The organism is Nocardioides guangzhouensis (assembly GCF_004519545.1).
Taxonomy (GTDB): domain Bacteria; phylum Actinomycetota; class Actinomycetes; order Propionibacteriales; family Nocardioidaceae; genus Nocardioides; species Nocardioides guangzhouensis.
In genome coordinates this window covers 1-18,857 of record NZ_SDKM01000042.1, presented here as the reverse complement: position 1 = coordinate 18,857, position 18,857 = coordinate 1, and the positions used below count along the sequence as shown (strand labels likewise).

Annotated in this window: 15 protein-coding genes; 10 read left to right on the top strand and 5 right to left on the bottom strand. The window is 72.3% G+C overall.

What is annotated here, in order from left to right; all coding sequences use genetic code 11:
* Window positions 1–28 precede the first annotated feature (28 nt).
* Window positions 29–2,428 carry a DNA helicase PcrA gene (pcrA, locus tag EKO23_RS20990; protein ID WP_134720382.1) on the top strand — a complete coding sequence of 800 codons (2,400 nt, stop codon included), beginning with the start codon at window positions 29–31 and terminating at the stop codon, window positions 2,426–2,428.
* A gap of 810 nt (window positions 2,429–3,238) precedes the next feature.
* On the opposite strand, the gene EKO23_RS20985 is transcribed toward pcrA, so the two are convergent.
* Window positions 3,239–4,141 (bottom strand): M23 family metallopeptidase, encoded by a 903-nt coding sequence (locus EKO23_RS20985; RefSeq protein WP_134720380.1) that lies wholly within the window; start codon window positions 4,139–4,141, stop codon window positions 3,239–3,241.
* Window positions 4,142–4,592: 451 nt separating this feature from the next.
* On the opposite strand from EKO23_RS20985, the gene sucC reads away from it, so the two are divergent.
* Both sucC and sucD read left to right on the top strand, forming a co-directional pair.
* Window positions 4,593–5,759, top strand: coding sequence for an ADP-forming succinate--CoA ligase subunit beta (sucC, locus tag EKO23_RS20980; protein ID WP_134720378.1), 1,167 nt, complete (start codon window positions 4,593–4,595; stop codon window positions 5,757–5,759).
* An 11-nt stretch (window positions 5,760–5,770) separates the two neighbouring features.
* A complete protein-coding gene (gene sucD / locus EKO23_RS20975; protein ID WP_134720376.1) occupies window positions 5,771–6,655 on the top strand; it encodes a succinate--CoA ligase subunit alpha in 885 nt (294 codons plus the stop codon).
* Window positions 6,656–6,835: 180 nt separating this feature from the next.
* Here the strand turns inward: sucD and EKO23_RS20970 are convergent, their stop codons facing one another.
* From EKO23_RS20970 to EKO23_RS20960, 3 genes are all read right to left on the bottom strand, one after another.
* Window positions 6,836–8,287, bottom strand: coding sequence for a hypothetical protein (locus EKO23_RS20970; protein WP_134720374.1), 1,452 nt, complete (start codon window positions 8,285–8,287; stop codon window positions 6,836–6,838).
* Window positions 8,280–8,786, bottom strand: a complete 507-nt coding sequence (locus EKO23_RS20965) for a SigE family RNA polymerase sigma factor (protein WP_134720372.1) — start codon at window positions 8,784–8,786, stop codon at window positions 8,280–8,282. The genes EKO23_RS20970 and EKO23_RS20965 overlap by 8 nt, the downstream gene beginning before the upstream one ends.
* Window positions 8,787–8,876: 90 nt before the next feature.
* Window positions 8,877–10,700 (bottom strand): SigE family RNA polymerase sigma factor, encoded by a 1,824-nt coding sequence (locus EKO23_RS20960; protein WP_134720370.1) that lies wholly within the window; start codon window positions 10,698–10,700, stop codon window positions 8,877–8,879.
* A gap of 100 nt (window positions 10,701–10,800) precedes the next feature.
* Between EKO23_RS20960 and EKO23_RS20955 the strand changes: the two genes are divergently transcribed.
* The 6 genes from EKO23_RS20955 (at window position 10,801) to EKO23_RS20930 (ending at window position 16,870) form a co-directional block, all read left to right on the top strand.
* A complete protein-coding gene (locus EKO23_RS20955) occupies window positions 10,801–12,024 on the top strand; it encodes a cell division protein PerM (RefSeq protein ID WP_134720368.1) in 1,224 nt (407 codons plus the stop codon).
* Window positions 12,025–12,043: 19 nt separating this feature from the next.
* On the top strand, window positions 12,044–12,664 hold the full coding sequence (purN, locus tag EKO23_RS20950; RefSeq protein ID WP_134720366.1) for a phosphoribosylglycinamide formyltransferase: 621 nt from the start codon (window positions 12,044–12,046) through the stop codon (window positions 12,662–12,664).
* Entirely contained in the window at window positions 12,661–14,301 is a 1,641-nt protein-coding gene (gene purH / locus EKO23_RS20945) for a bifunctional phosphoribosylaminoimidazolecarboxamide formyltransferase/IMP cyclohydrolase (RefSeq protein ID WP_134720364.1), read from the top strand. The genes purN and purH overlap by 4 nt, the downstream gene beginning before the upstream one ends.
* A 252-nt stretch (window positions 14,302–14,553) precedes the next feature.
* Complete coding sequence (locus EKO23_RS20940) at window positions 14,554–15,399, top strand: bifunctional methylenetetrahydrofolate dehydrogenase/methenyltetrahydrofolate cyclohydrolase (protein WP_134720362.1); 846 nt, start codon at window positions 14,554–14,556, stop codon at window positions 15,397–15,399.
* 5 nt (window positions 15,400–15,404) lie between these two features.
* On the top strand, window positions 15,405–15,857 hold the full coding sequence (locus EKO23_RS20935) for a DUF3017 domain-containing protein (protein ID WP_134720360.1): 453 nt from the start codon (window positions 15,405–15,407) through the stop codon (window positions 15,855–15,857).
* Window positions 15,858–16,012: 155 nt separating this feature from the next.
* A complete protein-coding gene (locus EKO23_RS20930) occupies window positions 16,013–16,870 on the top strand; it encodes a class I SAM-dependent methyltransferase (RefSeq protein ID WP_134720358.1) in 858 nt (285 codons plus the stop codon).
* 29 nt (window positions 16,871–16,899) lie between these two features.
* Here the strand turns inward: EKO23_RS20930 and EKO23_RS20925 are convergent, their stop codons facing one another.
* Entirely contained in the window at window positions 16,900–17,883 is a 984-nt protein-coding gene (locus EKO23_RS20925) for a malate dehydrogenase (RefSeq protein WP_134720356.1), read from the bottom strand.
* Between the two features lie 115 nt (window positions 17,884–17,998).
* On the opposite strand from EKO23_RS20925, the gene EKO23_RS20920 reads away from it, so the two are divergent.
* A complete protein-coding gene (locus tag EKO23_RS20920) occupies window positions 17,999–18,784 on the top strand; it encodes a hypothetical protein (RefSeq protein ID WP_134720354.1) in 786 nt (261 codons plus the stop codon).
* Window positions 18,785–18,857: the final 73 nt, after the last annotated feature.

Below are 18,857 nucleotides of genomic sequence, written 5' to 3'. Positions count from 1 at the left end.
GGTGGCGACACGTAGGGTTGGGGTCGAGATGAGCACGTTCCCGATCCCCGGCCTCGAGGCCGTCGAGCCCCGCCGCACCCCGTCCTCCGACTCCCTCCTCGAGGGGCTGAACGAGCCCCAGCGGGCGGCCGTCGTGCACGCCGGGCCGCCGCTGCTCGTGGTCGCCGGCGCCGGCTCCGGCAAGACCCGGGTGCTGACCCGCCGGATCGCCTGGCTGATCTCCGAGCGCAAGGCCCACCCGGGCTCGATCCTGGCGATCACCTTCACGAACAAGGCGGCCGCCGAGATGAAGGAGCGGGTCGAGGACCTGGTCGGCAAGCGCGCCCGGATCATGTGGGTCTCGACGTTCCACTCGGCGTGCGTGCGGATCCTGCGCAAGGAGATCGACAAGCTCGGGTTCAAGTCGTCGTTCTCGATATACGACGCCGCCGACTCCAAGCGGCTGATGACGTTGGTCTGCCAGGACCTCGACCTCGACCCGAAGCGCTACCAGCCGCGGGCCGTGCTCAACTGGGTCTCCAACGCGAAGAACGAGCTCAAGGACCCCGAGGACGCGGCCAAGGACGCCCGCAACTCCTTCGAGGAGTCGTACGCCGCGGCGTACGAGCTCTACCAGCGGCGTCTGCGCGACGCCAACGCCCTCGACTTCGACGACCTGATCATGACCACCGTGCACCTGTTCCAGGCGTTCCCTGAGGTGCGCGAGACCTACCGGCGGCGGTTCCGGCACGTCCTCGTCGACGAGTACCAGGACACCAACCACGCCCAGTACGCCCTGATCCACCAGCTCTGCGCCGACTCCATGGAGGAGACGGTCGCGGGAGGCGACCGGGTCGAGCCCGCCGAGCTGATGGTGGTCGGTGACGCCGACCAGTCCATCTACGCCTTCCGCGGTGCGAACATCCGCAACATCCTCGACTTCGAGCAGGACTTCCCCGACGCGACCTCGATCCTGCTCGAGCAGAACTACCGCTCCACCCAGACCATCCTCAACGCCGCCAACGCCGTGATCGGCAACAACAAGGGCCGCAAGCCCAAGCGGCTGTGGTCCGACGCCGGTGAGGGTGCGCAGATCGTCGGCTACGTCGCCGACGACGAGCACGACGAGGCGCGGTTCGTCTCCGAGGAGATCGACACGCTGACCGACGACGGGCACGCCCGGGCCGGCGACGTCGCGGTGTTCTACCGCACCAACGCCCAGTCGCGCGTGTTCGAGGAGGTCTTCATCCGCACGGGTCAGCCCTACAAGGTCGTCGGCGGGGTGCGGTTCTACGAGCGGCGCGAGGTCCGGGACGCACTCGCCTACCTGCGGATGCTGGCCAACCCGGCCGACGAGATCTCGCTGCGCCGGGTGCTCAACACGCCCAAGCGCGGCATCGGCGACCGGGCGGAGGCCTGCGTCGCGGCGTACGCCGAGCGCGAGCGGATCATCTTCTGGGAGGCGCTGCGCCGTGCCGACGAGGCCCCCGGCATCGCCACGCGGTCCCTCAACGCGGTCCAGGGCTTCGTCGCCATGGTCGAGGAGCTCCAGTCGATGGTCGACGCGGGGGAGCGCGCCGACGTGATCCTCGAGTCGGTGCTGGAGCGGTCCGGCTACCTCGCCGAGCTCGAGGCCTCCGACGACCCGCAGGACGAGACCCGCGTGGAGAACCTCGCCGAGCTGGTCGCGGTGGCCCGCGAGTTCTCCGACGACCCCGTGGCCGGCCCCTCCGCGGACCCGGCCGACGTCGACGCCGGCATCGTCACGCCCGGCCTCACCGACTTCCTCGAGCGGGTCGCGCTGGTCGCCGACACCGACCAGATCCCCGACGCCCCCGACGAGGACGACGTGGGCGTGGTCACGCTGATGACCCTGCACACCGCCAAGGGCCTCGAGTTCCCGGTCGTGTTCCTCACCGGCATGGAGGACGGGGTGTTCCCGCACATGCGCTCGCTCGGCGACCAGCCCGAGCTCGAGGAGGAACGGCGGCTCGCGTACGTCGGCGTGACCCGGGCCCGCGAGCGCCTCTACCTCTCCCGCGCGGTCATGCGCTCGGCCTGGGGCGCGCCCTCGCACAACCCCGCGTCACGGTTCCTCGACGAGATGCCCGCGACCCTGGTCGACTGGCGGCGCACCGCCGCCGAGCAGACCTCGTGGAACCGGCCTGACGTCAGCGGTGGCCGGGCCGGGTCGTTCGGTACGCCGACCGCGGCCGGGCGCCGCAACTTCGGCACCGCCGCGATCCGCATGGACGCCGCCCAGAAGGCCAAGCCGGCCCGGGCGATCCCGTCCCTCGACCCGGGCGACCGGGTCGTGCACGACTCGTTCGGCATGGGCACCGTGGTGGCGCTCGAGGGCCAGGGCGACAAGGCCGTGGCCTCGATCGACTTCGGCTCCGAGGGCGTCAAGCGGCTGCTGCTGCGCTACGCCCCGGTCGAGAAGCTCTGATCGCTCGGGCCGAAACCGTCCCCGAGGTCCTCCTCGCTTCGCTCGGTCGTCGGGTGGCCGGAACCTCCCCGCGGTTCTCCTTGCTTCGCTCGGTCGTCGGGTGGCCGGAACCTTCCCGCGGTTCTCCTTGCTTCGCTCGGTCGTCGGGTGGCCGGAACCTTCCCGCGGTTCTCCTTGCTTCGCTCGGTCGTCGGGTGGCCGGAACCTCCCCGCGGTTCTCCTTGCTTCGCTCGGTCGTCGGGTGGCCGGAACCTTCCCGCGGTTCTCCTTGCTTCGCTCGGTCGTCGGGTGGCCGGAACCTTCCCGCGGTTCTCCTTGCTTCGCTCGGTCGTCGGGTGGCCGGAACCTCCCCGCGGTTCTCCTTGCTTCGCTCGGTCGTCGGGTGGCCGGAACCTTCCCGCGGTTCTCCTTGCTTCGCTCGGTCGTCGGGTGGCCGGAACCTTCCCGCGGTTCTCCTTGCTTCGCTCGGTCGTCGGGTGGCCGGAACCTCCCCGCGGTTCTCCTTGCTTCGCTCGGTCGTCGGGTGGCCGGAACCTTCCCGCGGTTCTCCTTGCTTCGCTCGGTCGTCGGGTGGCCGGAACCTTCCCGCGGTTCTCCTTGCTTCGCTCGGTCGTCGGGTCGCCGGAACCTCCCCGCGGTCCTCCTCGCTTCGCTCGGTCGTCGGCTTGCGGGGTGCGCCCTGATCGCCGAGACGTCAGTTCTCGCCGTTCCCCCGCTTCGCTCCTCCACGCAAGAACGGACCTCTCGGCTCCGACCACGCAGAACCGGCGGATCGCCCACGGGCTGAACCGCTCCGCTCGCTGGCGCTCGCTACGGGTTCAGCCCGTGGGCGATCAGCGCGTCGTACGGGTCGACCGGGTCGCCGGCGCCGGGGCGGTACTCGAGGTGGAGGTGCGGGCCGGTGACGTTGCCGGTGCTGCCGACGTAGCCGATGACCTGACCGCCACGGACGACGTCCCCGACGGAGGCGCCGAACTCGTTCATGTGGCAGTACCAGAACTCTTCGCCCTCGTCGGTCGTGATGACGACCTTGTTGCCGTAGGAGCCGTCGTAGCCCACCTCGGTGACGGTGCCGTTGGTGACCGACATGATCGGCGTGCCGGTGTCGGCGGCGAAGTCGAGGCCCGTGTGCGTGTGCGCCCACAGGCCGCTGGACTCACCGAAGCCGGCGGTCAGGTGGTAGGCGATGTCGGCGACCGGGAGGTGCCAGGCGTTGAGCTTGAGCTTGGCCGCCTGCTTCTCGGCGGACTTGGCGAGCTTCGCCAGCTCGGCGTTGCGCTGCTGCGCCTGCGCCTCGGCGGCCTGCTGGAGCTGCTCGGCCGAGGCGTCCTCGAGCGCGTCGCGGCGCGAGTCGCGCGAGACGGCGAGGCGGCGCTCCTCGGCGGCGGAGGAGGAGGAGACGACGCTGGTGCCGGTCAGGGCGTTGGCCTGGACGAGGCGGTGGCCGTCGTCGTCGATCAGGTCGTCGCCCATGCTGATCGCGCCGAAGCTGGAGACGGCGAGCGCGGCGACGCCGAGCAGGATCGGCGCGGACGGCATCTTGCGGAGGAAGGATCCGCGGGGGGCGGCGTGCTTGACGGCACGGCGCTTGCCGGCGCTGGTCCGGCTGGTGGTCTGCGTGACGGTCTGGGAGCTTGCGGACGAGGCGTCGGCCCGAGCCGAGGTCCCTGCGACGTCGCCGGAGCGGCGTCGGGTAGCCCGGTGGTTGCCCATGGAGAAGAGATCCTCGAAAGTTCGCTGACAGTTAAACGACCACAGACACTAACCCACGGGTCAGGCGCCCCGAAATCGCCAGGACCTCGATTGTGGAGGAAATCCGTGGTTTCCTGCGGCGGAGCCAGCGCATTCCGTGTCCAAGGCCACACAAAACGGACAAGTCCGTCATCGTGGCGGCGTCCGTACCCTCGAGATGCTCCGGTCATGCGTCCCGGGATGTGGGCGGTCTAGCGGCGCCGTACGACGGGTGTGCGTGGCCGCTCACGACGTGGTCGCCGGGCGTCGTCTCGTGTGCGCAGCCCCACATGGTCGTGACCGCCGTCACGGGTCTAAGGTGCCGAGAGGGCTGTGCGTGTTTCACGTGCCCCGAGGAATTCCCCGGTCTCGCGACAACCGCGGCCGCAGGGAAAGACACACGAGCCGCACAAGAAGAGGACTGGGTGGACCAGTGGACCTGATGGAGTACCAGGCGAAGGAGCTCTTCGCCAAGCACGGTGTGACCACGACGCTGGGCGTCGTCGTCGAGACCGCGGAGGCCGCCAGGGCCGCCGCCGAGAACCTCGGCGGCGTGACGGTCGTCAAGGCGCAGGTCAAGGCCGGCGGCCGCGGCAAGGCCGGCGGCGTGAAGCTCGCCAAGACCGCCGACGAGGCCTTCGAGCACGCCTCCAACATCCTGGGCATGGAGATCAAGGGCCTCAGGGTCAACCGCGTCCTGGTCACCCCGGCCACGCCGCCGGAGGAGGAGTACTACTTCTCCTTCCTCCTCGACCGGGCCAACCGCCAGTACCTCTGCATCGCCAGCGTCGAGGGCGGCGTCGAGATCGAGGAGGTCGCCAAGACCAACCCCGACGCCGTCAAGCAGATCCCGGTCGACCCGGGCACCGGCGTCGACGAGGAGAAGGCCCGGGCGATCGCGACCGAGGCGAAGTTCCCCGAGCCGGTCTTCGAGCAGGCCGTGGCGATGATCCAGGCGCTCTACAAGGTCTTCGTCGACGAGGACGCCACGCTGGTCGAGGTCAACCCGCTCGCGCGGCTGGCCGGCGACAAGCTCGAGGCGCTCGACGGCAAGGTCTCCCTCGACGAGAACGCCTCCGAGGTCCGTCACCCCGACCACGAGGAGTTCGAGATCCGCGAGGAGGCGGACCCGCTGGAGTCGAAGGCCAAGGACAAGGGCCTCAACTACGTCAAGCTCGACGGCCAGGTCGGCATCATCGGCAACGGCGCGGGCCTGGTCATGTCCACGCTCGACGTGGTCGCCTACGCCGGCGAGGCACACGGCGGCGTGAAGCCCGCGAACTTCCTCGACATCGGTGGCGGCGCGAACGCCCAGGTGATGGCGGACGGCCTCGACGTGATCCTCCACGACCCGCAGGTCAAGAGCGTCTTCGTGAACGTCTTCGGTGGCATCACCGCCTGCGACGAGGTCGCCAACGGCATCGTCGGCGCGCTCGACATCCTCGGCGACGAGGCGAGCAAGCCGCTCGTCGTACGCCTCGACGGCAACAACGTCGACGAGGGCCGGCGGATCCTGAGCGACAGGAACCACCCGCTCGTGACGATGGTGGACACGATGGACGGTGCGGCCGACAAGGCCGCCGAGCTGGCGAACGCCTGAGGAGCGAGACGATGTCGATCTTTCTGAACAAGGACTCCAAGGTCATCGTCCAGGGCATGACCGGCGGGATGGGCTCGAAGCACACCACGCTGATGCTCGACGCGGGCACCAACATCGTCGGCGGCGTCAACGCACGCAAGGCCGGCACCTCGGTCGAGCTGGGCGGCAAGGACCTGCCGGTCTTCGGGACCGTCAAGGAGGCGATGGCCGAGACCGGTGCCGACGTGTCGGTCGTGTTCGTGCCGCCGGCGTTCACCAAGGACGCCTGCATCGAGGCCATCGACGCCGGCATCGGCCTGCTCGTGGTGATCACCGAGGGCGTGCCGGTGCAGGACACGGCCGAGGTGTGGTCCTACCTCCAGGGCAAGGACACCCGCATGATCGGCCCGAACTGCCCGGGCATCATCACCCCGGAGGAGTCGCTGGCGGGCATCACGCCGCACACCATCGCGGGCAAGGGCCCGGTCGGCCTGGTGTCGAAGTCCGGCACGCTGACCTACCAGATGATGTACGAGCTGAAGGACTACGGCTTCTCCACCGCGATCGGCATCGGTGGCGACCCGATCATCGGCACCACGCACATCGACGCGCTCGAGGCCTTCGAGGCCGATCCCGAGACCAAGGCGATCGTGATGATCGGCGAGATCGGTGGTGACGCCGAGGAGCGCGCCGCGGCGTACATCAAGGACCACGTGACCAAGCCGGTCGTCGGGTACGTCGCGGGCTTCACCGCCCCCGAGGGCAAGACGATGGGCCACGCGGGCGCGATCGTGTCGGGCTCGTCGGGCACCGCCCAGGCGAAGAAGGAGGCCCTCGAGGCCGTCGGCGTGAAGGTCGGCAAGACGCCGTCCGAGACCGCCGCCCTGATGCGCGAGGTCTTGAGCGCCCTGGGCTGAGCTCGCGAAGCCCAGCTCGGCGCGAAGGTTGAGGAGCCGGTCGCAGACCCGAACGAAGAGAGGGGCTGCTTCCGGCGTCTCGAAACCCCCAGGGCCGCTGAGCCCTCCGGACCGAGTCGGGCCCCGTGCTCCCCGAGTGGGAGCGCGGGGCCTTTCCCGTTGTGGGACCGGGGTACGGCGTCAGCAGCCGGCCTCGGCGAACCGGCACAGCCGGGCGACCAGGGGATCGGTGTTCAGCTTCTGCTCGTCGACGAGCTGCGGCAGCGTGGTCGACGACGTCTCGCCGGTGTACGACGTGGCCAGCACGGCCCGGCCGACGCGGACGAACATCCAGTAGGTCCCGCCGAGGCCCTGGTCGGAGTGCTGGAAGAACGCGACGTGGTCGTGGCCGAGGCCGTGCACCTCCTGCGGGTCGAGCAGCAGGGTGCCGTCGGACGTCTCCTGCCGCGGGCAGCTCTCGACCGCCTGCCGCAGCGCGCTCAGCACACCGGCCGCCTCGGTGGCGTCGGTGAACGTCACCAGCTCGCGGGCGTCGACCATCTCCGGCCCGGTCGAGCGGACCGCCAGCCGGTCTCGCGCGGTGACCGGCCAGGCTGCCGCGTCGCACGGGGCCAGCACCCCGACACCGCCGGCGGCCTCCCGGGACGGGTCGGTGACCACGCCGCCGTCGCCCGCCCCGGCCCTGCGCAGGCCGTCGGCGACCGGGAAGTCGGCCGGGAGGTCGGCGCCGGGGGCGGTGGCGATGCTCCCGTCGGACCCGTCGCCGGGACCCCCGTCGGACCCGTCCGTGACGCCGTCCGGCGAGACCACGCCGGGGTGCTCGGCGAACACGTTCATGTCGTCCACGGCCAGCAGGGTCTCGTCCTCGGCGGCGTGCTCCGCCCGCGCGACGGCCTCCGGGCCCTCGACGCGCTGGTCGGACGTCGTGGCGACCAGGAGCGCGTTGCCGACGCGCACCACGTGGGTCACGGTCAGGCCGGGGGCGAAGCCCGAGCCGGCCCGCGAGCGCGTGGTCCAGGCGTACGACGCGTCCCCGGCCGCCCAGTCCAGCGGCGTGAGCACCTGCCCGTCGCCGTCGGGAGCAGGGCAGGCCGCGACCGCCTCCCGCAGGTTGCCGAGGGCGGCCTGCGCGGCCGCGTCGTCGGCGTACAGCTGCAGCGCGCGGGACCGGGGCATGGCCGGGGCGACGTACTTCACGACCGCCTCGTCCACCCGGTCCGCCCCGGTCGGGACGTCGGGACCACAGACGGCCAGGCTGGAGCCGCTGATGTCGCGGTCGACCTCGACCGGGCTGCCGTCCGGGTTGGTGTCGGGGTAGCCCACCGCCAGGTCGAAGTCGTCCGGGAGCGCGGACAGCCAGCCCGAGGCGGCGCGGGCCGTCGGGGTGGAGCCGCCGGTGGCGAACCCGGGCTCGCGGTTGTCGGGGCCGCCTCCGTTGCCCCCGCCGGCCAGGGCCAGCGGGGCGGCGACGACGACGGCGACGGCGAGCGCGGCACCGCCGGCCAGGGCGACGGCACGGCGCCGGCGCATCCGGTCGCCGCGGCGGCGGACCTCGGCGGCGGGCAGGGTGTGCACGGGTGGGCCTCCGACGGTGAAGTTCTCCAGCTCCTGGATCGGGTCGCGCTCAGGCATGGGTGGCTCCCTCCGCGAGGTCGGGGTCGTCGGAGAGGAGCGCGGCGAGCGCGGTCCGGCCGCGGGACAGCCGGGCCTTGACGGTTCCTTCCGGTACGCCGGTCTCGGCGGCCACGGCGTGCACCGGCAGGTCGCACACGTGGTGCAGCACCAGCGCGCGTCGTTGCGGCTCCGGGAGCCGGCGCAGTGCCGCGACCAGGGCCACGTGGCTCTCGCTCACCGGCTCGGCCGCGGTGGCCGGACCCAGTGCCCGGTCCGCGGGTCGCCGACCGAGCGACGTACGCCGCCAGCGGCTGACGGCGAGCCGGTACGCGGTGGTGCGCACCCAGGCCTCGGGGCTCTGCGCCCGGTCCAGCCGACGGCGGTGCGACCAGGCGCGGACGAACGCCTCCTGGACGCACTCCTGCGCCTCGTCGCGGTCCCCGACCATCGCGTAGAGCTGTCCGGCGATGCGCGTGAAGGACGCGGCGTAGAAGTCGTCGAACTCCTCCTCGGTCACGACGCACCCCCCGTCCGCTCGTCTCCATTGTTCACCGGGGATACGCGTCGCGGGCAGGTCCGGTTGCACCGGATCCGGAGAACTTTCTGCTCAGCCGTCCTTCGGCAGGTTCGAGATCCGCTCGACGGCACGCTGCGCGAGCGCGGTGAAGTCTCCGCGGCCGAGCGCGTGGCCGGGCACCGGGACGAACCCGAGCTGGATCACCACGTCGCCCTGCCGGCCGAGGGCCATCAGGTAGGTGACCTCCTGCTTGTCGGAGACCTCGACCGAGGCGCTCCAGATGCTGAGGTCCCCGGAGGCGGTGTGCCGGCCGTAGACCCGGGCCACCCTGGTGGTGAGGTCCTTGTCGTCACAGGAGTTCATGCGACCGCGGATGTCCGCGAAGAACCCCTGAGCCGCCGTCGGGCTGGAGAACCGGCCGAGCGTCTCGGTGAGGCCGAACTGCCGCGGCAGCCGCGCCTGCGGGACCAGGAAGCTGCGGGTGGTGGCGTAGCTGATCTTCGGGTCCAGGAACTTCGCCCGGTCGCACCGTGTGGCGGCGGTGTTCACCCGGGGTACCCGGGGGTCGGTGGCGACCCACGGCTTCGAGACCCCCTGGGCCGGCGGCAGGTCGACGACCTGGAGCAGGCCGCGGGCGTCCTCCGCGGGCGGCGGGGGCACGGGTCGTGCCTTCGGCCGGGTGGAGCAGGTGCCGGCGGCGGGGTGGTCGCAGATCGACCAGACCGCGCTGCCCATCAGCTCCAGCATCGACCCCATCGACGGCTCCTCGGCGGAGCGCACCTCCCGCACCGCCTGCGTGACGATGCTGCCGGTGCGCGCGATGCCGACGGTGTACGTCGTGACCGGGGAGTCCCAGTCGCGCAGCACCAGCATCCGGCCCTCGTCGGCGGTGCCGCTGAGGGCGTGGGTGGACAGCAGCTGGACCCGGTCGTCGCGGCATCCGGTGTACCAGCCGACCGTGCGCACGAACGCCTTGTGGGCGGCGTAGTCGGTGTCGGAGAGCTCCGCGGTCTGCACGGCCGACATCGCGGGCTTGCCGGAGATGTCGTAGGTGCGGACCAGCGCACCCCGGCCGTCGGGGTCGGCGAACCGGTCCTGCTGGCAGATCGTGTTGATGCCGTCGCCGTCGGTGTTGTCGTCGGTGCGCTCCTCCTTGACCGACCGGGACGACGCGAGGCGCCCGACCTGCTCCGGGGAGAGCAGGTCGTCGACCCGCAGCGTCGGGGACGACGCAGGCTCGAAGGCGTTGGAGCCGGTCGCCGGGGCGCCGTGCAGGGCGGGAGCCACGCCGCCGCTCTCGTGGACCAGCGCACCGCCGAGCAGCATGGCGGCCACCGCGGCGGCGACGCCGGCGCCGGTGTGGGCACGGCGACGGGTGGCGCCCGCCCGGCGGATGATCGTGGGGCGCGGGAAGCGGGCGTCGTCGACCCGCGCCGTGAGTGCCTGGAGGTGGTTGCGCACCGACGTCGAGGAGACGTCACGCAGCTGGGCGAACCGCGAGGTCGCGGTCTGCAGCTCGCGCTCGGCGGCCTCGAGCGTGAGCCCGACCTCACGCCCGATGTCCTGCATGCTGCTCGCGCTCAGCTGGGTGAGCAGCAACACCTTGCGCTGGGTCAGGTTGAGCTTCGCCAGCGCGTCGAGGGTGGCGCGCGACTCGGGGTCGAGGGTCTTGTCGCGGTGCCAGATGCGGGCGGTGTGGCGGCGCTGCGCGTGCGCCCAGGCATGGGGCCGCACCCACGACTCGGGGTCGGGGTGGCGCGAGACCTTGCGCCAGTGGTGCCAGGCGGCGACGAACGCGTCGCGCACGGCGCTGCGGGATGCCGGCAGGTCGCCGGTCAGCGCGTAGGTCTGCACGAGCAGCCGCCCGCGGGCAGCCTTGTAGAACGCGTCGAACTCGTCGGGACCTTGATGCATGACCGCTCCAAGGTACGGGAGCGCCCGAGGGATCCGAAACCGGCGACGGCGGCGTGTGCAGCCCGGAGCGGGCCCGTCGGCGCGCCAAGATGGTCGCGCCATGACCGCCATCCTGACCCCGCCGCGGGCGCCCGAGACTCCTGCGGTGCAGCGCCCGCTGACCCTGCTGGCGACCCTCGCGGGAGCCGCCGCGGCGGGCTCCGTCCTGGCCGTCTGCCTGGCGGTCGGGGTGATCGGCTGGTTCGTCACCGACGGTGGCGTGCACGGCGAGCCGCGCGACGGTCTGCGCACGGGAGCCCTTGCCTGGTTGATGTCTCACGGTTCCGGAGTGAGCGTGCAGGGCACGTCGCTGACCGCGGTGCCGCTCGGGCTGACCCTGGTCGTCGCCTGGGTCGTGTGGCGGTTCGGGCTGCGGCTCGGTGAGGCGGTCGCGGGCCACGGACCGGACGCCGACGCGCTCTCCGACGGCGAGCGGGACTGGACGGTGCCGCTGGCGACGATGCTGTACGCCGCGTCGTACGCCGTCGTGGCGATCATCACGCTGGTCCTCGCGGGCTCGCCGGGCACCCAGCCGTCCGAGGGCCGGGTGCTGCTGTGGTCGCTGGTGCTGACGGTGCTGCTGGGGGGCATCGCGATCGCGTCCGGCTCCGGCCGGCTCGCGGTGTGGCTGTCGCTGGTCCCGCCGTCGGTGCGCGCGACCGTGCAGGCGGCCGGCAGCGTGCTGGTCTGGTTCCTGCTCACCGCCGCGGTGGTCTTCGCCGTCGCCCTCGCGCTCGACCTCGGCACCGCGATGAACGTCCTCTCGCGCCTGCACACCGACACCGGCGACGCCGTGCTGTTCTCGGCCCTCGTCCTGCTGCTGGTGCCGAACGCCGTGGCCTTCTCCGCGGCCTACCTCCTCGGACCGGGCTTCGCGGTCGGCACCGGCACCCTGGTCTCCCCGACCGTGGTCGCCGTCGGGGCGGTCCCGATGTTCCCGCTGCTGGCCGCCCTCCCCGACAACGGCCCGACGCCGGCCTGGACGCCGGCGCTGATGGCGCTCCCGGTGCTGGCCGCCGCGGTCGGCGTCGCCCGCAGCCAGCGGCGCAGCCCGACCACCGCGTGGGACCAGGGCGCGCTGCGCGGGGTCGTCGCCGGGGTGCTGGCCGCGGTGGGCGTCGCGGTGCTGGCCGCGGTCGCCGGGGGAGCGGTCGGCCCGGGCCGGATGACCGACGTGGGGCCCGAGGCCGGGCAGGTGCTGGTGCACGCGATCCCGGCGCTCGGCGGGGGCGGCCTGATCGGTGGTCTGCTCGCCACCTGGCGGCAGCGCCGGGCCGCCGACTGACGCTCGATACACTCCCGCCGTGCCCACCCGCCGTACCGCTCGTCTCGTCGTGCTCGTCTCCGGCGCCGGCACCAACCTCCAGGCGCTGCTCGATGCCACCGCTGACCCGGCGTACGGCGCCGCCGTGGTCGCCGTCGGCGCCGACCGCGACGGCATCGAGGGCCTGGCCCGGGCGGAGCGGGCCGGGATCCCGACGTTCGTGCACCGCGTGAAGGACCACGCCACCCGCGAGGAGTGGGACGCCGCGATGACCGCGTCGTGCGCGTCGTACCAGCCGGACCTGGTCGTGTCGGCCGGGTTCATGAAGCTGGCGGGGGCGACCTTCCTCGAGGCGTTCGGTGGCCGCTACCTCAACACCCACCCGGCGCTGCTGCCGTCGTTCCCCGGGATGCACGGCGCCGCCGACGCCCTCGAGCACGGCGTCAAGGTCACCGGTGCCACCCTCTTCGTGGTCGACGCCGGCGTCGACACCGGGCCGATCGTCGCGCAGGCCGTGGTGCCGGTGGAGGACGACGACGACGTGGAGAGCCTCCACGAGCGGATCAAGGTCGCCGAGCGACGGATGCTCGTCGACAGCGTGGGCCGGCTGGCCCGCGAGGGATTCACCATCACCGACAGGAAGGTGCGGTTCGGTTCATGAGCCCCCAGACGGACACCCCCACCGACGGCCCCGGCAGCGGCCCGGACAACGGCAAGGTCCCGATCCGCCGGGCCCTGGTGTCCGTCTACGACAAGACCGGGCTGGAGGAGCTGGTCCGCGGTCTGCACGGTGCCGGGGTGGCGCTCGTGTCGACTGGCGGGTCCGCCCGCCTGATCGAGGAGCTCGGCCTCCCGGTCACGAAGGTCGAGGACCTGACCGGGTTCCCCGAGTGCCTCGACGGCCGGGTGAAGACCCTGCACCCGCGGGTGCACGCGGGGATCCTCGCCGACCGCCGGCTCGAGAGGCACGTCGCCCAGCTCGAGGAGCTGGGCGTCGAGCCGTTCGACCTCGTCGTCTCCAACCTCTACCCGTTCGCGGACACCGTCGCCTCCGGCGCGTCTCCCGACGAGTGCGTCGAGCAGATCGACATCGGCGGCCCCTCGATGGTGCGGGCCGCCGCCAAGAACCACCCGTCGGTCGCGATCGTGACCTCCCCGGCGAAGTACTTCGACGTCCTCGAGGCGGTCGCCCACGGCGGCTTCACGCTGGAGCAGCGCCGGGCGCTGGCCGCGGAGGCCTTCGTCCACACCGCGACGTACGACGTGCACGTGGCGTCGTGGATGGGCAGCGTGCTCACCGACACCTCGGGCGGCAGCGGGTTCCCGGCCTGGATGGGCGCGACGTGGACCAAGCAGTCGGTGCTGCGGTACGGCGAGAACCCGCACCAGCGGGCCGCGCTCTACGTCAACGGCTACCAGCCGCGGCCCGGGCTCGCGCAGGGCCGGCAGCTGCACGGCAAGGAGATGTCCTACAACAACTTCATCGACGCGGACGCCGCGCACCGGGCGGCGTACGACCACGGCGACCAGCCGACCGTCGCGATCATCAAGCACGCCAACCCGTGCGGGATCGCGGTCGGCGCCGACATCGCCGACGCGCACCGCAAGGCGCACGCCTGCGACCCGGTGTCGGCGTACGGCGGGATCATCGCGACCAACCGTCCGGTCACCGCGGCCATGGCGGAGACCGTGAAGGACATCTTCACCGAGGTCGTGGTGGCGCCGTCGTTCGACGAGGACGCTCTCGAGGTCCTCACCGCGAAGAAGAACCTCCGGCTGCTCGAGGTGGCCGCGCCGCCCGTCGGCGGCATCGAGACCCGCCCGGTCTCCGGGGGACTGCTGCTGCAGAGCCGCGACGCGATTGACGCGAAGGGCGAGGACAAGGACGGCAACCCGACCGGCGACGACCCGTCCCGCTGGCGGCTGGCCGCCGGCGCCGCGGCGTCGCAGGAGACCCTCGCCGACCTCGCCTTCGCCTGGCGGGCGATCCGCGCGGTCAAGTCCAACGCGATCCTGCTCGCCAGCGGCGGCGCCTCGGTCGGGGTCGGCATGGGCCAGGTCAACCGGGTCGACTCCTGCCGGCTCGCCGTGTCCCGCGCCGGCGACCGGGCCGCGGGCTCGGTCGCCGCCTCCGACGCCTTCTTCCCGTTCGCCGACGGCCCGCAGATCCTGCTCGACGCCGGCGTCGCCGCGATCGTGGCCCCGGGTGGCTCGATCCGCGACGACGAGGTGATCGCCGCCTGCAACGCCGCCGGCGTGACCCTCTACTTCACCGGCACGAGGCACTTTGCTCACTAGGAGCGCCAGCGACGACGGGAGCCCAGTGACTCGTAGGAGCCGAGGCGTCCGACGTCTCCGCTGCGACGAGGGGCACCAGGAGTCGAGGCGTCCGAAATTGTCGTAGGCGCCCTGGCGCCGGAGACGATTTCTGATGCCTCGGCGAGGGGACCGGGGCGTGGCGCCGGAGCGGGTGCCGAACCGACAGGGGTTTGTCTGAGACGGGGACCACCGGCCGCGGGTCCAGACGGACCGGGATGACAGGATGACCACGTGACGGCACAGAAGCTGGACGGGACCGCCACCGCGGCGGCGATCAAGGACGAGCTCAAGGGCCGGGTGGCCGCGCTGCGCGGACGCGGCGTGGTGCCCGGGCTGGGCACCGTGCTCGTGGGCGACGACCCCGGGTCGACGTGGTACGTCGGGGCGAAGCACAAGGACTGCGCCGAGATCGGCATCGAGTCGATCCGCGTCGACCTGCCGGCGACTGCCACCCAGGCCGAGGTCGAGGCGCAGATCGACGAGCTCAACGCCCGCGAGGACTGCACCGGCTTCCTGGTCCAGCAGCCGACCGGGCTCGACGAGTTCGCCCTGCTGTCCCGGGTCGACCCGGACAAGGACGTCGACGGGCTGCACCCGGTCAACCTCGGCAAGCTGGTGCTCAACGAGTCCGGCCCGCTGCCGTGCACCCCGGTCGGCACGATCGAGCTGCTCCGGCGGCACGACGTACCCATCGCCGGGGCCGAGGTCGTGGTCGTGGGCCGCGGGATCACCGTCGGCCGGCCGCTCGGGCTGCTGCTGACCCGCCGCTCCGAGAACGCGACCGTCACGCTCTGCCACACCGGCACCCGCGACCTGGCCGGGCACGTCCGCAACGCCGACATCGTGGTGGCCGCGGCCGGGGTGCCCGGCATCATCACCGGCGACATGGTCAGGCCCGGCGCCGCGGTGCTCGACGTCGGCGTCTCCCGGGTCGACGGCAAGATCGCCGGGGACGTGGCCGCGGACGTCTGGGACGTCGCCGCGTGGGTGTCGCCGAACCCGGGAGGCGTGGGCCCGATGACCCGCGCCATGCTGCTCGCGAACGTCGTGTCGATCGTCGAGAGCCGGCTGGGCTGACCCCGGTGGCCGAGGACGAGGTACGCGAGCCCGCCCGCGGGCAGGAGCCGGCCCGGCAGCCCACCCAGCCCACTGCCGAGCCCACCCTGGAGCCGTCGTCGCAGGCGGCCACGGAGGCGGTGCCGGGCCTGCCGCCCGAGCCGGAGCCGGCCACGGAGTCCGACCGCCGGCCCGTGACCGAGTTCAAGAAGCCGTCGACCGTCGGCGGCGTCATCTACCTCTTCGTGCTGGCCGGCGCCATCAGCGGCGTGGTCGTCGCCGCCACCGGTCCGTGGCGCACGGGCGTCAGCTGGCTGGCGTTCTCCCTGCTGGCCGCGGCCGCCGCCCGGCTGGTGCTCCCCGACGCCGACGCCGGGATGCTGCGGGTCCGCAGCAAGATCCTCGACGCCGTGATCCTGGTCGCGATGGGCGTGACCATCCTGATCCTCGCCAGCACCATCCCCGACCAGCCCGTCTGACCGGCTGCCCTGGTCGCAAGGCCGCAATTGCGGCCGTAGGACATGGTCGGCGTCCGAAAATGTGTCACGAGGCTGCAATTGCAGCCCTACGACGCGCCCACGACGCATGCCGGACGGCGCTCCGGGCCGGCGCGCGCAGCCGCGACGATGACGGGATGAACCCGCCCGACGACGTCTACACGCACGGCCACGCCGAGTCGGTCCTCCGGTCCCACCGGTGGCGCACCGCGGAGAACTCGGCGGCCTACCTGCTGCCCCGGCTGCACGAGGACGCACGAGTCCTCGACGTGGGCTGCGGGCCGGGGACGATCACGGTCGACCTCGCCCGCATCGTGGCGGCCGGGTCTGTGGTCGGCATCGACCGCTCCGAGGAGGTCGTCGACGAGGCCCGTGCCACCGCCCGACGGGCCGGCGTGACGAACGTCGAGCTCCGGGTGGGGGACGTCTACGCCCTCGACCACGACGACGCCAGCTTCGACGTCGTGCACGCGCACCAGGTCCTCCAGCACCTCAGTGACCCGGTCGCCGCGCTGCGCGAGATGGGGCGGGTGTGCACACCCGAGGGGCTGGTCGCGGTCCGCGACAGCGACTACGCCGCCTTCACCTGGTGGCCCGCCGTACCGGAGCTCGACGCGTGGCTGGATCTCTACCGCGCGGTCGCACGCGGAAATGACGCGGAGCCGGACGCCGGCCGTCAGCTGAAGGGCTGGGCGCTCGCCGCCGGGCTCGAGGTGGTCTCGTCGACGGCCGGCACCTGGTGCTTCTCCACGCCCGAGGACGTGGCGTGGTGGGGCGGGATGTGGGCGGACCGGATCGTCGCCTCCGCCATGGCCGACCAGGCCCGGGAGCGTGGCCTGGCCACGGATGAGGAGCTCCAGCGGCTCGCGGAGGGGTGGCGGCGCTGGGCCGGGTCGTCATACGCGTGGTTCGTGGTCCTCCACGGCGAGCTCCTCTGCTCGCCCGCGGGCGTGCAGGCACCCACCGACGCGAACGGGGCCACCACCCGCAGGTGATGGCCCCGTCGGTGCGAGGATGGTCGGCCTCAGATCAGGCCGAGCTCTGTGACCGCGCTGCGCTCGTCGGCGAGCTCGGCGGTGGAGGCGTCGATCCTGCCGCGGGAGAACTCGTCGATCTCGAGGCCCTGGACGATGCTCCAGTCGCCGTTCGCGGTGGTGACCGGGAACGACGAGATCAGGCCCTCCGGCACGCCGTACGACCCGTCCGAGGCGACGGCCATCGAGACCCAGTCGCCCTCGGCGGAGCCGTAGAGCCAGTCGCGGGCGGCGTCGATGGTGGCCGATGCGGCGGACGCCGCGGACGAGGAGCCCCTGGCGTCGATGATCGCGGCACCGCGCTTGGCCACGGTGGGGATGAAGTCGTTCTCCAGCCAGGCCTGGTCGTTCACGACCTCGAAGGCGTTCTTGCCGGCGATCTCGGCGTGGAAGATGTCGGGGTACTGGGTGGCGGAGTGGTTGCCCCAGATGGTCATCTTCGCGATGTCGGTGACCGGGGCGCCGGTCTTCGCGGCGAGCTGCGAGATGGCGCGGTTGTGGTCGAGGCGGGTCAGCGCCGAGAACCGCTCCTGCGGGATGTCGGGGGCGTTGTTCATCGCGATCAGCGCGTTGGTGTTGGCCGGGTTGCCCGTGACGCCGATGCGTACGTCGTCCGCGGCGACCTGGTTGAGCGCCTTGCCCTGGGCGGTGAAGATCGCGCCGTTCGCCTCGAGCAGGTCGCCGCGCTCCATGCCCGGGCCGCGGGGGCGCGCGCCGACGAGGAGGGCGAGGTTGACGCCGTCGAAGATCTTCTCCGGGTCGTCACCGATCTCGACACCGGCCAGGCCGGAGAACGCGCAGTCGTCGAGCTCCATGACGACGCCCTCGAGGGCCTTCAGCGCGGGGGTGATCTCGAGCAGCCGGAGCTCGACGGGCCGGTCGCCGAGCGCACCGCTGGCGAGGCGGAACAGCAGGCTGTAGCCGATCTGGCCGGCGGCGCCGGTGACCGCCACCTTGAGGGGTGTTGAGCTCACGGGGACTCCTTGGGAGGAACGGGTCGATTCGGCTCCCGACGCTAGCAGCGGCGATCGGCGCCCGCGACGGGAGGGTTCAGCATCCCTTCAGCATCTCTGCGTCATCCTGTTCCCCATGACCACACGGACCTCACGCGGCACCCGACGCACCCGCCGTACGGCGTCCCGCGCCGCGGGCGCCCTGCTGCCGCTGCTCGTCGCGCTCCCGCTGCTCGCCGCCTGTGGCTCCGCGCCGGAGACCAGCGCCCCCTCGGGCGTCGACGGCCTGGAGATCCCGACCCCGTCACCCGACCCGAAGGACTTCGTGGACCTGATCGACAACACCTACCTGCCGCTGGCGCCGGGTTCGGTCTGGAAGTACCGCACCACCTCCACCGAGGGGCCCGAGACCAACGTCGTGACCGTCACCAACCGGACCCGGGTGGTCGCCGGGGTCACCACCACCGTGGTCCACGACGTCGCGCGCGACGGCCGCGGGCGGATCATCGAGGACACGTGGGACTGGTACGCCCAGGACACGGCCGGCAACGTCTGGTACTTCGGGGAGGACACCACGGCCTACGACGACGGGAAGGCCAGCACCGAGGGCTCGTGGGAGGCCGGCGTGAACGGGGCCCAGGCCGGGCTGGCGATGCCGGCCGACCCACGGGTGGGGGACGGCTACGCCCAGGAGCACGCGCCCGGGGTCGCCGAGGACCGCGGCGAGGTCCTCGCCGTCGACGACACGGTCAGGATCCCGTTCGGCGCGTTCCAGGACGTCGTGCGCACCGAGGACACCACGCCGCTGGAGCCGGACCTCGTCGAGAACAAGTTCTACGCGCCCGGCGTGGGGGTGGTGATGGAGCGGACCGTCCAGGGTGGCGACGAGCGGGTCGAGCTGGTCGCCTTCACGTCCGGCTGACCCCCGCTGACCCGGCACAGGATGTGCCGACTCGCCGACGGTCCGGGGTGGTGACCCGGCACAAGATGTGCCG